General features: G+C 73.5%; 11 protein-coding genes. 4 read left to right on the plus strand and 7 right to left on the minus strand.

Annotated features, from left to right (window positions below; translation table 11 throughout):
• Positions 1-99 precede the first annotated feature (99 nt).
• Positions 100-3,375: a hypothetical protein gene (locus ACODT5_RS10115; RefSeq protein WP_422518837.1), complete on the plus strand. Its 3,276-nt coding sequence runs from the start codon at positions 100-102 to the stop codon at positions 3,373-3,375.
• Between the two features lie 97 nt (positions 3,376-3,472).
• Here the strand turns inward: ACODT5_RS10115 and ACODT5_RS10120 are convergent, their stop codons facing one another.
• On the minus strand, positions 3,473-5,443 hold the full coding sequence (locus ACODT5_RS10120; protein WP_422518838.1) for a DUF5107 domain-containing protein: 1,971 nt from the start codon (positions 5,441-5,443) through the stop codon (positions 3,473-3,475).
• Between the two features lie 113 nt (positions 5,444-5,556).
• On the opposite strand from ACODT5_RS10120, the gene ACODT5_RS10125 reads away from it, so the two are divergent.
• Positions 5,557-6,108: a DinB family protein gene (locus tag ACODT5_RS10125; protein WP_422518839.1), complete on the plus strand. Its 552-nt coding sequence runs from the start codon at positions 5,557-5,559 to the stop codon at positions 6,106-6,108.
• A 94-nt stretch (positions 6,109-6,202) separates the two neighbouring features.
• Here ACODT5_RS10125 and ACODT5_RS10130 read toward each other — a convergent pair whose 3' ends face one another.
• Complete coding sequence (locus tag ACODT5_RS10130) at positions 6,203-7,102, minus strand: arginase family protein (protein ID WP_422518840.1); 900 nt, start codon at positions 7,100-7,102, stop codon at positions 6,203-6,205.
• A gap of 149 nt (positions 7,103-7,251) precedes the next feature.
• Between ACODT5_RS10130 and ACODT5_RS10135 the strand changes: the two genes are divergently transcribed.
• Complete coding sequence (locus ACODT5_RS10135) at positions 7,252-8,742, plus strand: oxidoreductase (RefSeq protein WP_422518841.1); 1,491 nt, start codon at positions 7,252-7,254, stop codon at positions 8,740-8,742.
• Positions 8,743-8,985: 243 nt separating this feature from the next.
• Positions 8,986-9,561 carry a hypothetical protein gene (locus ACODT5_RS10140; RefSeq protein ID WP_422518842.1) on the plus strand — a complete coding sequence of 192 codons (576 nt, stop codon included), beginning with the start codon at positions 8,986-8,988 and terminating at the stop codon, positions 9,559-9,561.
• A gap of 28 nt (positions 9,562-9,589) precedes the next feature.
• Here the strand turns inward: ACODT5_RS10140 and ACODT5_RS10145 are convergent, their stop codons facing one another.
• From ACODT5_RS10145 to ACODT5_RS10165, 5 genes are all read right to left on the minus strand, one after another.
• Complete coding sequence (locus tag ACODT5_RS10145) at positions 9,590-9,823, minus strand: LapA family protein (RefSeq protein ID WP_243341673.1); 234 nt, start codon at positions 9,821-9,823, stop codon at positions 9,590-9,592.
• Positions 9,824-9,856: 33 nt separating this feature from the next.
• Positions 9,857-11,902 (minus strand): prolyl oligopeptidase family serine peptidase, encoded by a 2,046-nt coding sequence (locus ACODT5_RS10150; protein ID WP_422518843.1) that lies wholly within the window; start codon positions 11,900-11,902, stop codon positions 9,857-9,859.
• Positions 11,899-13,272: a M20/M25/M40 family metallo-hydrolase gene (locus tag ACODT5_RS10155; RefSeq protein WP_422519618.1), complete on the minus strand. Its 1,374-nt coding sequence runs from the start codon at positions 13,270-13,272 to the stop codon at positions 11,899-11,901. Before ACODT5_RS10155 ends, ACODT5_RS10150 begins: the two co-directional genes overlap by 4 nt.
• A 1-nt stretch (position 13,273) precedes the next feature.
• A complete protein-coding gene (locus ACODT5_RS10160) occupies positions 13,274-14,107 on the minus strand; it encodes a M55 family metallopeptidase (RefSeq protein ID WP_422518844.1) in 834 nt (277 codons plus the stop codon).
• 205 nt (positions 14,108-14,312) lie between these two features.
• Positions 14,313-14,756, minus strand: coding sequence for an SRPBCC family protein (locus tag ACODT5_RS10165; protein WP_385382781.1), 444 nt, complete (start codon positions 14,754-14,756; stop codon positions 14,313-14,315).
• Between the last annotated feature and the right edge of the window lie 103 nt (positions 14,757-14,859).

Raw genomic sequence — 14,859 nt, forward strand, 5'->3', positions numbered from 1 at the left:
ACCTGGGGGGATGGCGGTGCAAGGCCTGTCGGAGGCTGACCGTAGAGTGTGCCGCCCATGTGACGCTCACATGGCCGACATCGCTCCGGGGGGAACGAAGTGCCCAACTCCGCGCGTTCGCGTGCACGGTTCAGATCCGCGAGGACCCTGCTGGTCCCCGCTCTGCTGGCGGCGCTGCTGACGCCCGCCGTCCCGGCCGCGAACGCGTTCGCCGCGACGCCGCCCGCGACCGCGTCCGCGAAGGCCGACCCCGCACCCGCGCAAAAGGCCGACCCGGTGCGCCCCCCGGCGGGCACGGTCCGCACGGACAAGGTCGCGGCGCCGGTTCCGGTCTCCGCGGGTTCGGCCGAGGAGGACTGCACGCCGCTCGCGCTCGCGCCGCTCGGTGACCCCGGCAGCGCCGTCGGCAGCGCCACGATCGGGTCCCAGGCCACCGCCTGCTTCACGGTTGTCGTGAGGAAGCCGGGCATGCACCGGCTCCTGGTGTCCCACCAGTCCGCCTACGCTTCGCTGAGCTCCGGCGAGAGCCGGGTCGATTGCGGGGAACCGTTGACCCACTCCTGGTGCGAGCTCGCGGCCGGTACGTACACGCTCTCGGTCCACAACAGCCACTGGGAGCCCATCACCAACCGTGTCGCCCTCGTCCCGTTGATGACCGCTCCCGGATGTCCGGCCGTTGCCGGCACCCGCTACGACTCCGCCCCGACCACAGGGACCGCCACGGACAGTCTGGGCATCATCTGCCACGCCTTCACCGCCGCTCCCGGCGAGCGGATCACCACGGACTTCCGGCTGACCGAGCGCGGAGAAGGCTTCGTGCGCTGGATCACGGATGGCACCGGCAAGCGCATCTGTGAGGACAGCGCTGAGTGTGTGCTGCCCGCAGGGACGGGCGGCTACCGCGTCCTCACCGAGGTCGCCTCCCCCGGCCCCTACAGCCTGAAGGTCCGGCGTCTGTCGAACCCCGAGGGCTGCGTTCCGGTCGCCGCGACGGCGTACAGCTCCCCGCCCGCGCAGGGAGCCCCCCTGACCGGGTGCAGGACGTTCACCCCGGCCGTGACCGGACGCTACGACGCCGATGCCATCGATGCGCAGGGCGGGGCCTCCTCCATCAGAGTGCGTGCGGCGAACGGATCCACCGTCTGCGGGGCCGGGCGTGACTGCCGGCTCACCGCCGGCACCCCTTACATCCTGCTCACGGAGCACGCCGTGCGGATCCTGTCCCGCACGGCCACGGCGGGCTGTGAGAACGGGGTCGCGCTGGCGCGCGACCAGAAGGGCACATTCGCCACACCCGGTGAGGTCGACTGCCTGAACCTCCCGGTACCCCAAGGGGCCCACATCGCCGTCCTGTCCGACGGTGCCGCATCCATCACCGTCGTGGACTCCAAGGGGGCCGCCTTCTGTGAGCGCGAGAACGTTCTGAAGGACGGCAGCTGCGCCCTGGGCGGCACCGCTCCGTACCGAGCCCTCGTCTCCAAGCTCGACCCAACCGCGGAGAGCGACGTCTACCGTCTCGTCGTCCACCGCACGGACGCACCGAGCGCCTGCCGCACCTTCCTGCCCGGCGACTTCACGGGGAAGCCGGTCCGGATGAGCGTGAAAACCAGCGCGGAGGTGTTCGCCGACTGCCTGTCCATTGCGGCCGGGGACCACTCCGCGAACGAGCTCCTCCAGATCCAGCGGGTTTCGGGTGACTCGGTGGTGACCGTCAACGTCCTCGACGCGAAGGGCAAGCCGGTCTGCTCCATGAGTACGGCCTCCGGCTCCTTCTCCACCTGCTCCCTGACGGCCAAGGTCGCGCACACTGCCCTGGTGCAGAGCCGGAACGTGCCCGCCGAGTTCGCCCTGACCCGCCTCGACGTCACCTCCACCGCGCGCGGCTGCGTCCCGACCCCGGCCACCGCAGTGGGCGGCCCGTCCACCGGCGGCGTACCGGCCAAGCCCGGCACGTTCCTGTGCCACCAGGTGACCACGGCCGACGCTGCGGACACCCTGCACCTGAACGCCCGTGACGCGCAGGGCTCCGTCCACCTGCTCGGCTTCAAGGCGAACGGCGAAGGCGTCTGCGACTACTTCGACGCGGGCTGCGCCGTCACCGGCTCCACCCGCTACCAGGTCCTCGTACAGGTTCCGGAGGGCAAGACGGCGGCACCCGCCTACCGGCTGGACACGCTGCGCATCGGCACGGCGGCCGGGCCCGCCAACGAGTGCGTCAAGGTCTCGGACGTCAGCAACGGGTTCGGGCCGCTGACCGGCACCCTGAGCGAGCAGAAGACGGCGATCTGCGCCGTGCTCCCGACCGTGACGGGCGACTACTTCGACCTGCGGTTCACCCCCGCCGAGCCCTTGGAGCAGTCGCCCACGCTCTGGCTGTACGACCGCTCGGATCTGCAGAGCAGGTGCTGGGGAGGCCAGTACTACTCCTGCTATCTGGCAGCTGCCGCCCCTCCGAAGGTTTCCCGGCCGAGCACGATCGTGATCGGTCTGCCGGAGAAGCCCGCGAAGGCCTCCACCGCGGTACGGGTCGAAGCCACGTGCTCCCACTCCCCCTGCGGTCAGGAGGACCCGGCCCCCAGCACGGTGGGGCCGTCCACGGTAGGCCGGGGCAAGGTCACCATGACCGTCACGGGCACCGGTCTGAACGAGGACGTTTCGGTCGAGGTGACCAACGACAGCTTCGGAGTCCAGTCGACAACCGTCTCCATCGCTTCCGACCGGCGCAGCATGACGGTCGCCCTGGACCTCACGAAGGCCCCGCTCGGCCCGCTGTCCGTGAGAGTGACTGCGCGCGGCGACGAGTGGGTCAAGGGCACCGTCACCGTCGTCGCACCGATCCGTTCGACAGCCGCCCCCACCGTCAAGGGCACCGCGGTCGTCGGTGGCACGGTGACGGCGACGACCGGCTCCTGGTCGCCGGTCGCCGACTCCCACACCTACAGGTGGTACGCCGACGGCAAGTCGATCTCGGGTGCCACGGCCGCGTCGTACACCCTGACCTCCACGCTGCAGGGCAAGCAGCTCACCGTGGTGGTGACCGCCCGCAAGGCCGGGCACCCGGCGGCGAAGGCCACCAGCGCCGCCGTGCTCGTCAAGGGAGTCGCCCCCAAGGCGACGAAGGCCCCCTCCATCACGGGAACGGCCAAGGTCGGGAGCGTGCTGACCCTGAGCCGCGGCACGTGGACTCCCACACCGAGCTCGTACGCCTACAAGTGGTACGCGGACGGCAAGCTGATCACCGGCGCGACCCGGACCACCTTCACCCCGACCAGTGCGCAGCGCGGCAAGCGCATCACCGTGAAGGTGACGGCCTACCGGACCGGTCACCTGACCGGCACCGCGACGAGCGCTGCGAGGGGGCCGGTAGCCGGCTGACCCGCCCGCTCGACGCAACAGCCCCCGGTGGCGGCCACACGGCCGGCCCGGGGGCTGTTCGCGTCGAGGAGCCGCCACCGCAGACGCACCCCCGGCCTCAGTCCCCCGGCGGGCGCATCCGGAAGTTGTACGCGGCCGGCAGCGGGCGGTCCGTGAGGGTGGCCCAGACCTCCGAGAGGGTTTCCTCGCCCTCGCGGAGGTCGGGCAGTTCGAAGCCCTCCTCGAAGACCCGCCGGGCCGCGCCCACGTGCCCCTCCGCCGCGAGCAGCCGGGCCGCCGACAGCCGGAAGCGGCCCTCCTCGCGCAGCGCGGGGCGCAGCCGGTCCCACACCGAGCGGGCCTCCGCCAGCAGCCCCGCCGCCAGCAGGGAGGCCAGCGCCTCCCGGCCCAGCGCCGATTCCGCGGCCAGCCACCCCGTGCCGCCCCGGCTCTCATCGGTCAGGTCCTCGAAGGCCTCGGCGTACCAGCGGGCCGCCCGGGCCGGGTCGCCGGCCAGGTCGTCGGCGACCGCCAGGCACCTCAGCAGCGGCCACCGCGAGGGGGCCAGCGCCAGCCCGCGCTCCCAGCTCCGTACCGCCTGGGCGATGTCCCCGGCGTGCCACTGGGCGACCCCGAGGTGGTACTCCGTCAGCGGGTCCGCCGGGGCCGTCTCCAGCATGTCCCGCCAGTGCGGGGCGACCAGGCTCGGGCCGGGCGGGGCCACCCGGCGCGGGGCGGGGAAGACCCCGGTGCGCCACAGCTCCAGCCAGGGGGCCTGGTCCTCTTCGAGGGTGTCCTCCGCGAAGGGGGTGCCGGGCAGTTTGTGGCCCCCGCACAGTACTTCCAGCGCGCCCCAGCCCGAGCCGGCCGCCAGCCGCTCCCCCGGTTCGGTGTCGGCGCACCCGCGCCACGCCTCGTACGCCGCGTCCACGGCCGCCCCGGGCAGCGCGGACTCCAGCGCCGTCCCGGCCGCGGCGCGGGCCGCCGCCCAGTCGTCCCCGTGCACGGCCACCGGGTCCGCGGACAGGGCCCCGTAGGCCTCCAGCCAGCTGAACTCCGCGCCCGCCTCCAGCCGTACGTGTTCGAGCTGGGTGCGGGCGAGCCCGGCCTGGATCTCCGCGTACCCGGCCGTGCCGGGCTCGGTCAGCCACTCCTGCCAGCGCCGGCCGCCCTCGCCCGCGCCCCAGACGAAGAGCTTGCGGCCGCGCAGCCGGGCCGTGGAGGTCTGGACGAGTCCGCGCCCGTCTGCGTCGAGGGAGGCGATCCAGGGCCGGGTCCCGGCTTCGACCTCGTAGAAGAAGTCGGCGGGGTACGTGCTGCGCAGCGGGTACGTGCGGTCCGCGCCCTCCCATCCGGGTACGGGGATGCGCCGCAGGGAGCGCTCGTACCCGAAGTGCCAGGCCTCGTCGGCCGGGGCCAGGACGCGGGTGCCGGCCTCCTCGGGCACGGCGATGTTGGACCACCAGTAGACGGGTGCGGGCCGCTCGTGCGGATTGCGCACGCGGACGCCGACGTAGAGGAACTCCGAGTCCTCGGGCAGCCACAGGTCCACCTGGAAGGGCAGGTCGCGCAGCCGCTCCCACTCCCAGAGCCGCACCATCACTCCCCCGTCGGGCGCCGGGACGAGCGCGGCGTGCAACGGGGCGCAGGACAGGGTGGTGTGGCCGGTGGCGCCGAGGTTCCACTCGATGCCGCCGGAGAACCAGGCGCCGTTCAGCGCGAAGTTGGCGGGCTGCAACACCGGGTTGCGGTAGAGCAGTTCGCGTCCCGTGGGGAGGTGGACGAGCGAATGGATCCGGCCGCCGAGGCCGGGCAGGACGGTGACGCGCAGGTGTGCGTTCTCGATGACGATCGTCTCGAAGTCCTGCTCGGTGCGCCGCCGTTGGTAGCCGTCCCGGATCCGGACGGGGAGCAGGGAACGCAGCGGCTCGTACCCGATCTGACGTGCCATGTCGCGCGGCAGGCCCTCGCGGGAGCGTTCGTCCAGCGTGTGTACCCCGCCGGATTCGCGGAGGGCGGGCAGCGGGTTCTCGGGACCCAACGGCGCTGCGGGAAGGGTCAGTACGGAGCGGCGGACGGTGGTGGCCATGAGGGAAATGGAACACGCCACGGGCGCCGGTGCACAGGGATTCGGCGGATCACCACCGGTCAGGATTACGCAAAACCTTCTCCGGCGCGGGCCGCTGTCCGATCATGGACCTCATGAGTGACGTGATCAGAAGAGGTCGGTTCTTCGACGGGGAAGAGTCCGAGGACCGGTTCACGGGGCCGACGACGGGCGACGAACGACGGATGCTCGTGGACATGCTGGGGGCGCAGCGCACGACGCTCAGGCTCAAGTGCGCAGGCCTGGGACCGGAGTTGGCCGAGCGGGCGGTGGAGCCGTCCACGCTGTCGCTGCTGGGCCTGGTCCGCCACCTCGCGGACGTGGAGCGCCGCTGGTTCCGTCAGGTGCTGGACGGGCAGGAGGTTCCGCTCCTGTTCTGGTCCGCGGCCGCCCCCGACGGGGACTTCGACGGCGCGGTGTCCGCGCCCGGGGTGATCCGGGAAGCCTGGGAGGCGTGGCGCGCGGAGGTGGAGTTCGCGGAGGGGTTCACGGAGCGGGCGCCCGACCTGGAGGTCTCCGGGAAGGACGCGTGGCGGGGCGAGGTCTCGCTGCGCTGGGTGCTGATCCACATGATCGAGGAGTACGCACGGCACAACGGCCACGCGGACCTGCTGCGCGAACGGATCGACGGCGCGATCGGGGTCTGACGGGCCGGCGCCCGGGGCCCCCGGGCGCGGGAGTCCGGGGAGCCCGCCGGCGCACGAGCCCGCGGGCCCGGCGGGATCCGGACTGAGGGACGGCCTACGCGAACGCCCCCGCCACCAGGTCGGCGAGCAGCGCGCCCGCGCGCCCGTCCGGGTCCAGGTCCGGGTCGTAGATGGTGACGTTGAGCCCGACGCAGCGCGGGGAACTGATCAACACCCCGAGCAGTTCGGCGAGTTCGTCGGGAATCAGGCCCCCGGGGTCCGGGCTGTCGACGGCCGGCATCACGGACGGGTCCAGTACGTCGGCGTCCAGGTGGACCCAGAACCCGGCGGTGGCGGGGGGCTGCAGCCCGGTCAGTGCGGTACGGGCCACCGGCCCGGCGCCGCGGTCGCGGATCGCCCCGACCGTGGCGGCGAAGATCCCTGCGGCGCGCAGCTCGGGGAGGTCCGGGTCCCCGTCGCGCAGTCCGAAGAGCCGTACGTCCTCGTCGCGCACGTACGGCCCGAGGCCCTCCAGGTCCGCGAGGTCCGCCTGGCCACGGCCGGTGGCGAGCGCCAGCTCCTCGCCGCCGGCCGCGCCGACGGGCCCGTTGACGGCCTCGTTGCCGGGGTGGCGGAAGTCGGCGGAGCCGTCGATCGCGGCGATGCCGTACCGCCCGAGGCGCCGCATGGCGAGGGATGCGCCGAGCTGGATGGAGCAGTCGCCGCCGAGGACGACGGGGAACTCCCCGGAGCGCAGGTGGTGCTCGATCCGGTCGGCGAGGGCGACGGTGTAGGCGGCCAGCGGCCCGGCGTGGAACACCCCGTCGCCCTCCTTCCAGTCCCCGCGGTCGTAGCGCGGCGGGACGACCACCCCGCCCTCGCGCGCGCCGAGGCGGGCCAGCAGGCCCTGTTCGCGCAGGGCCCCGGCCAGTTTGTAGACACCTGGAACAGCGCCCGGGGCCGGGGGGCGGAGCCCGAGGTTGGACGGTGCGTCGAGGAGCACGAGGGTTCGCATGCACTCATCCTGTGCGATGCGGGGCCCCGGGAGGAGGCATTTCGGCCGCGATCGCCCGGGGTCGCGGTCCGGCCGGGCGCCACCGTGATCACACCGGTACCGCGGGATCATCTCCCTCACACGCGGCGCCCGTGATCCACTCGTAGCCTGTGGCGGTGCTGAACTACGACGAACTCACCCCGCCCGAGCGTGCGTTGTGGGACGCCTTCTCCGAAGGGCGGTGGGTGGATCTGCGCACCCGGGCGCCCGAGGAGGACGATCCCGCCCGAGGAGACCAGTGGGGGCCCGAACGCACGGTCCGCGCCGAGGTGGTCGCCGCCCTCCTGCTGGGCGGCAACACGGAGCGGTCGAGCAGTGTCCCCGCCCTGTGTCTCGCCGGGGCGCGGATCACCGGCCGCCTCGACCTGGCGGGTGCGGAGATCGGCCACCTGCTCTGGCTGCGGGAATGCCGGCTGGAGCAGGAGGTCGATCTCCGCTCGGTCTCGGCGCGGACGGTGCGGATCACGGGCAGCCGGGTCCCCGGCGTGGACGCCGAACTGGCCCGGATCGAGGGTCATCTCGACCTGAACGGGTGCGTGATGGAATCGAGCCGTCTTTCGCTCATGAACGCCCGAGTGACCGGGGAGCTGGACCTGAACGGGGCGCGGATATCGGCGTCCGGGCCGTGGGCGGTGTGGGCGGGGGGCCTGATCATGGGCGGCGGGGTCTTCTGCCAGAAGGGCTTCACCACCCGCGGTGGGGTGCGGCTGCTGGGCGCACAGTTGCCCGGTGGCCTGTTCATGCGGGGCGCGCGCCTGGAGAACCCGGGCGGCACGGCGCTGGCCGCGGACAACGTGACGGCCACGGTGGTGAACCTGTCCGAGGGCTTCAGCGCGGCGGGAACCGTGCGGCTGCGGGGTGCGCGGATATCGGATCTGCTGACGCTCGATGGAGCCACCCTGGGCGGCAGGGACACGGCGCTGTTCGGCGTCGGGATGCAGGTGGGGACCTTCGAATTCGGCCTCGCCGCCGAGCCCGTGGGAGCGGTGGACCTCCAGGGCGCCACGGCGGCCGTCCTGCACGACCGTGAGCAGAGCTGGCCGAAGGTGGTGCTCCTGGACGGCTTCGTCTACGGATCCCTGCGCTCCGACCGGACGCCCCTGCACGAGGGTGTGGCCCACCGGGTCGCGTGGATCCGCCGGAACCCCGGCTACGCACCGCAGCCGTACGAACAGCTCGCCGCCTGTTACCGCCAGGCCGGCCACGACGACATCGCCCGGAGGGTGCTGCTGGAGAAGCAGCGCCACCACCGCCGCACCCTGAACCCGCTCGGACGCCTGTGGGGGTACCTGCTCGATGCCGCCGTCGGCTACGGCTACCGGCCCTGGCTGTCCGCCGTGTGGATGACCACGCTCTGCCTGCTCTGCGGCCTGGCGTTCAGCACCCGTTCGCCGGTCCAGACGAAGGCCGGGGAAGGCGCCCCGTTCAATCCGTTCATCTACACCGTCGACCTGCTCTTCCCCATCGGCGACTTCGGGCAGCGCAGCGCCTGGCACTGGACGGGGTTGACGCAGTGGCTGGCGTACCTGCTGATCGCCGTCGGCTGGCTCCTCACCACGACCGTGGTCGCCGGCATCTCCCGTACGCTGAACAGGAACTGACGCGCCCGCACGGGCCGCGGCCGGCCCGCGCCTCCCTCAGGAGGTACGGGACTTATCGCATCGCCCGGGACCGGGGCCTGTGGCAGGATCCCGATGTGATCATCACCCCCGAACACCGAAGAACTGCTCCTCGCGGCCGCGTACAACAACGCCGCGTGGTGCGCCGCGGTCTGCCGCGACGGCGGCTTCACCGACCGGGCCTGGAGCAGCCCGCGCCGGACGCCGCTCTACTATCCGGACGCCGTGACCCTCACCCGGGACACCGACACGGCCGCCCTGCTCGCCGGGATCGACACCGCCGCGCCGCACGCCTCGGTCAAGGACAGCTTCGCCGTGCTCGACCTGGCCCCGGCGGGCTTCGAGGTGCTCTTCGGCGCCGAGTGGATCCACCGCGCGGCGGGCGCTCCCGGCGCCGTCCCGGCCCTGGAGTGGAGCCGGATCGCCGGCCCCGAGGAGCTGGAGGCGTGGGAGACGGCCTGGGACGGCGAGGAGAGCACCGGGCTGTTCCACCCGGGGCTGCTCGACGCGGAGGCGGAAGGGACCCCGGCGATCGCCTTCCTCGCGGGGCGGGACGCCCAGGGGCGGATCCTCGCCGGAGCCGCCGTCAACCGCACCGGCGAGGTGGTGGGCATCTCCAACGTGTTCAGTGCCGACGCAACCCCGGACGACGAGGCCTGGACGGGCGCGCTGACCCTGACCGCCTCGCTCTGGCCCGGCCTCGCGGTCGTCGGCTACGAGTCGGGCGACGACCTCGACACGGCGCTGCGCCACGGCTTCACCGCCATCGGCCCGCTCCGCGTCTGGGTCCACCCGGGCTGATCGCGGCCCCGGGCCCCCGCGGCTCCCGCTACTTGCGGCGCCGGGCGAAGTAGGCCCCGCACAGCCCGCCCAGCACCGCCGCGATCAGCAGGGCGACGTACAGCGGCATCGTCACCTGCGGGATCAGCAGGCGGATCTTGGTGGAGCGGGTGTTCTCGAAGATGAACACCAGGGTGAGCACCGCGAGCGCGGCAATGCCGGCGCGGCCCGGGGTGATCGACCCGCGGCCCTTGCCGCGGTTCTTGGACGTGTGGGAGCTCATGCCCCCATCGTCCGCTCGCGGCGGCCCGGGGACTCAGTCGGACAGGGCCAAACGGGGGATGTCCTCCCGCTCGAACCCGAACACCTGCGCGTACAGCGACAGCTCCGCCTCCAGCGCCCGGACCATCGTGTCCGCGCGCCGGAAGCCGTGCCCCTCGCCCTCGAAGGCGACGTACGCGTGCGGTACCGACCGCCCCCGCATCGCGGCCAGCAGCCGCTCCGCCTGCGCCGGCGGGCAGACCGGGTCGTCCAGGCCCTGGAGCAGGACGAACGGCGCGGTGATCCGGTCGGCGCGGGACACCGGGGAGCGCTCGCGGCTGAGCAGGGCCAGGGTCTGCGGGGGGCCGGCGAGGCCGTCGACGTAACGGGACTCCAGGTCGTGGGTCTCGGCGGCGAAGCCCGTCAGGTCCAGTACCGGGTAGATGATCGCCGCGCACGCGTACAGGTCGGTGGACGCCAGCGAGGCCGCCGCCGTCCAGCCGCCCGCGCTGCCGCCCCGGATCGCGAGCCGGTCCGGGTCGGCGGTGCCCTCGGCGGCCAGGGCCCGCGCCACCGCGGCGCAGTCCTCCACGTCGACGACGCCCCACTGTTCGCGCAGCCGTTCCCGGTAGGCGCGCCCGTAGCCCGTGGAGCCGCCGTAGTTGACCTCGACGACGCCGATGCCGCGGGAGGTGAAGTAGGCGATGTGCAGGTCGAGTACGGGCGGCACGTGGTCGGTGGGGCCACCGTGCGCCCACACCACGTACGGGGGCAGCTCGTCGGCCCTGGCACGCAGTACGGGGTGGTGCGGCGGGTACACGTGGGCGTGGATCTCCCGGCCGCCCCGGCCGAAGAAGGTCCTGCTCTGCGGCTCCGGGTAGTACGCGGCGTCCGCCCGGTCGGCGGACCCGGCCTCACCGGCGACACCCACCCAGCCCTCCGCCTCCGCGCAGCCCCGGCCGCCCACCACCCGGGCGTGCCCGGTGGCCGTGTCCAGCTCCACCACCTCGTACGCGCTGCGCGGGCTGGCCGCGACCCCGTAGACCCTGGTGCCGCTGACGGCGAGCGTCGGCTGCCAGGCCGTCCACGGCCCGGCAGCGTCGACCAGGTCCCCGCTCTCCGGGTCGAGCACGCCGAGCACCGAGGAGCCCCGGCCGTGCAGGACGGCCACCAGTCCGTCGGGGAGCGCCGCGATCCAGCGCAGGCCGGGCTTCCACAGCGGCCCGCCGAACTCCTCTTCCCGGGGGCACAGGTTGACGGCCTCGCCCGTGTCCCGGTCCACCCGGTACGGGTTCCACCAGCCGCCGCGGTCGCTGACCGCGAGGAGGCTTCCGCCGGTGGTCCACTCGACCTGGGCGACGGCCTCTTCGGGTCCGCCGAGCACGGTACGGGCCCGCGCGAGCCGGCCGTCCGGGGTGACCTCCGCGAGCCGGAGCTCGGTGCCGTCCCACGGCATCCGGGGGTGGTCCCACACCAGCCAGGCCGCCTGCCGCCCGTCCGGGGAGAGCCGGGGCCCGGAGCTGAACCGGTACCGGTCGTCGGTCAACTCCCGCACCCGGGACCGGTCTTCGGCGGCCGACCCGTCCAGCGGTACGGCGGCCAGTACGCGGCGCACATCGGTCGGCCCGGCTCCGGTGAACTCCTCGAGCACGCACCAGACTTCACCCTCGCGCAGCACCGGGTCGGCCCAGCGCAGCCCGCCGCCGACCGCCGAGAGGGGGGTCAGCGCCCGCGGGGCCGGGCTGCCGGGCGCGTCCGGCTCGTACGCGTACAGCCGCTGGTCGGCGAAGTGGACGAACACCACCAGCGGTCCGTCCAGGGGCCGTTCGGCGCCCGCCCAGGGCAGGCCGCCGTACTCGGTGACCCGGCTGCGCACGTTCCACGGCGCGGGCAGCGCGCAGAGCGCGGGCCCGCCGTCCGCGGGCCGGCGGACCAGGGCGCGGCGGCCGCCCTCGGCCGGCCGGGGCACCGTCCACCACACCTCGGCGCCGATCGCGCCGACGTACTCCGGCCTCCCGTCGAGGGAGGCGGCGAGTGCGGCGCCGATGGGCGAGGGCCAGCTGCCGTAGGGGGCGGTGCCGTCGCCGCGCGGGGTTCTCACAGGGCGCGCAGGGCTCGGTCGAGGACGCGGACCCCGAAGTGCAGGGCGTCGACGGGCACCCGCTCGTCCACGCCGTGGAAGAGGGACCAGTAGTCGAAGCCGGGCGGCAGCTTGAGCGGGGAGAAGCCGTAGCCGGTGATGCCGAGCCGGGAGAACTGCTTGGCGTCGGTGCCGCCCGCCATGCAGAAGGGCACCACGTGCCCCTCGGGGTCGAAGGCCTCGACGGACTCGCGCAGGATCCCGTACGTCCGCCCGTCCACGGGGGCTTCGAGGGCCACCTCCCGGTGGTGGAACTCCCAGCGCACGTCGGGCCCGGTGAGCTCGTCGAGGGTGGCGGTGAACTCGTCCTCGCCGCCGGGCAGCATCCGGCCGTCCACGTACGCGGTGGCGGTGCCCGGGATGACGTTGAGCTTGTAACCGGCGCTGAGCATCGTCGGGTTGGCGCTGTTACGGACGGTCGCCTCGACGAGGGCGCCGGCCGGGCCGAGCTTGTTGAGGATCTGGTCGAGCTGGAATCCGGGGGCGCGCGGGTCGACCGACATGCCCTGCAGGGCGGCGAGTTCGGTGAGGCAGGCGGTGACGGTGTCGGTGAGGCGCACCGGCCAGTCGTACTCGCCGATGCGGGCGACGGCGGCGGCGAGCCGGCTGACCGCGTTCGCCCGGTTGGGCTTGGAGCCGTGCCCGGCGGTGCCGGTCGCGGTCAACTTCAGCCAGGCGGTACCGCGTTCGCCGGCGGCGATCGGGTAGAGGGCCTGCCCGGGGGCGGCGTGCACGGTGAAGGCACCGGATTCGCTGATGCCCTCGGTACAGCCTTCGAAGAGCGCGGGGTGGTGGTCGGCGAGGAAGCCCGAGCCGTCGATCGCGCTGTCCTCCTCGTCGGCGGTGTAGGCGATCACGATGTCCCGCCGCGGCTTCACCCCGGCCCGCGCCCAGGCCCGTACGACGGCGAGCACCATCGCGTCCATGTTCTTCATGTCGACGGCGCCGCGGCCCCACACCACCCCGTCCCGGACCTCGCCGGAGAAGGGGTCCACGCTCCAGTCGGCGGCCTCGGCCGGCACCACGTCGAGGTGGCCGTGGACCAGGAGGGCGGGGGCGGTCGGGTCGCTGCCGGCGATCCGGGCCACCACGTTGGTGCGGCCGGGGGTGCGCTCCAGCAGCGCGGGCTCGAGCCCGATGTCCGCCAGCCGCTCGGCGACGTACTCGGCGGCCGGGCGCTCCCGGCAGTCGCCGCCGCCGCGGTTGGTGGTGTCGATGCGGATCAGGCCGGAGGTGAACTCGACGGCCTCGTCGAGCGCCACCCCGTCAACGGGGGTGACGCGGGCGGCAGGGGCGGCGGGGCCGCTCCCGGGTCCACCCGGACCGGACATGTCAGCCATATTGCTCCTCCACCGCTGCCGAGACGATCGTGGTGACCGCCTTGAAGGTCCGGATCCCCTCGTACATCGTCCCGCTCGTGTACCCGACCCTACGCTCACCCGATCGCTCGACTCCGGGCACCACCGTGGCGGCCATCGCGAGGTGCTCGGCGTCGAACTCCAGCTCCACCGCGAACGGCCCGCCCCGCACCGGTTCGTACCGGACGGCGAGGGCGGCGGCCTCCTTGGCGGCGGCCCGGATGTCGGCGGCCGTACGGGCCGGGGTGCGGCAGACGGCGGCGTAGCGCGAGACGTGGTCCTTGACGGCGACGGTCACCGCGTCCGGGGCGTAGCCGGCGGCGTCGACGCAGGTCAGGTCGTCTCCGGTGACGAGGACGACCGGGACTCCGTACTCGGCGACCACGTGCGCGTTGAGCAGGCCCTCGCTGGCTCGGGTCCCGTTGACCCAGACCCCGGTGATGGAGTTGGCGAGGTAGGTGTGGGCGAGCACGCCCTCGGCGCCGGCGCCCGTGTGGTAGCCGACGAAGGCGATGCCGTCGACGTCCCCGTGCTGGACGCCCTCGACCATGGAGAGGGACTTGTGGCGGCCGGTCAGCATCTCGACGCGCGCGTCGAGCCGCTCCAGCAGCAGGTTGCGCATGGTCCAGTGGGCCTCGTTGACGAGGACCTGGTCGGCGCCCGCGTCGTAGAAACCGAGGACGGCGGCGTTCACGTCGGAGGTGAACATGGTCCGGCAGCGTTCCCACTGCGGAGTCCCGGGCAGCACGTCGGCGGGCCAGGTGACGCCGGTGGCGCCTTCCATGTCGGCGGAGATGAGGATCTTCATCGGGCCCCCGGGCGGTCGGTAGCGCTCAGGGCCCCACCCTAGCCCTCCGGCCCCCGCCGGACCTCGTGGCCACGCCCGGGCCGTGTCGGGTCGGTCCGGGACGGGGGGCGCCCGGTCGCGGGCGGGCTCATTTCACCCGATCCGGTGAGGCCCGATCCCCGGCCCCACCGGCAACTCACGGGCTACCCACCGGCAACGGCCTTGCTCAGCCCTTGACTTCGGCGGCCAGGTTGGCGAGGAGGGTGTCGTAGATGCGGGCCAGGCCCTTGGGCGCGAAGGTGCGCTCGAAGAAGCCGCCGATGCCGCCGGCGCCCTTCCACACGGTGGTGACGACGGCCTTGGACTTGCCCTCGCCGGCCGGGGTGACGGTCCAGGTGGTGACCATGGTGGAGTTGCGGTCCTTCTCCACGAGCTGGCCGTCGGTGGGCTCGGTGACCTCCAGCAGGCAGTCGCGGACCCGCTTGCTCGTGGCCTGGAGCTTCCAGTGGACGAGGGTGCCCTCGCCGTCGCCGCCCTCGCGCACCTCGTACTCGCTGAAGTGCTCGGGCAGCACCTTGCCCCGGGTCCCGGTGTAGTCGGCCAGCGCGTCGAACACGGTCTCCGCGTCCGCCCCGATGATGCGTTCCGTGGTGGCCTCGACCTGCGCCATGGCGTTCCTCCAGCAGTTGTGTTCGCTCGTCACCGCGAAGCCAACCACCTCCGGGGCGGGCGCCCAAATCTGGGTCGCGGGGGCGGGGTGCGCGGCGGGCGGT

This window comes from Streptomyces tatrensis (genome assembly GCF_049310065.1).
In the GTDB taxonomy this organism is placed as follows: domain Bacteria; phylum Actinomycetota; class Actinomycetes; order Streptomycetales; family Streptomycetaceae; genus Streptomyces.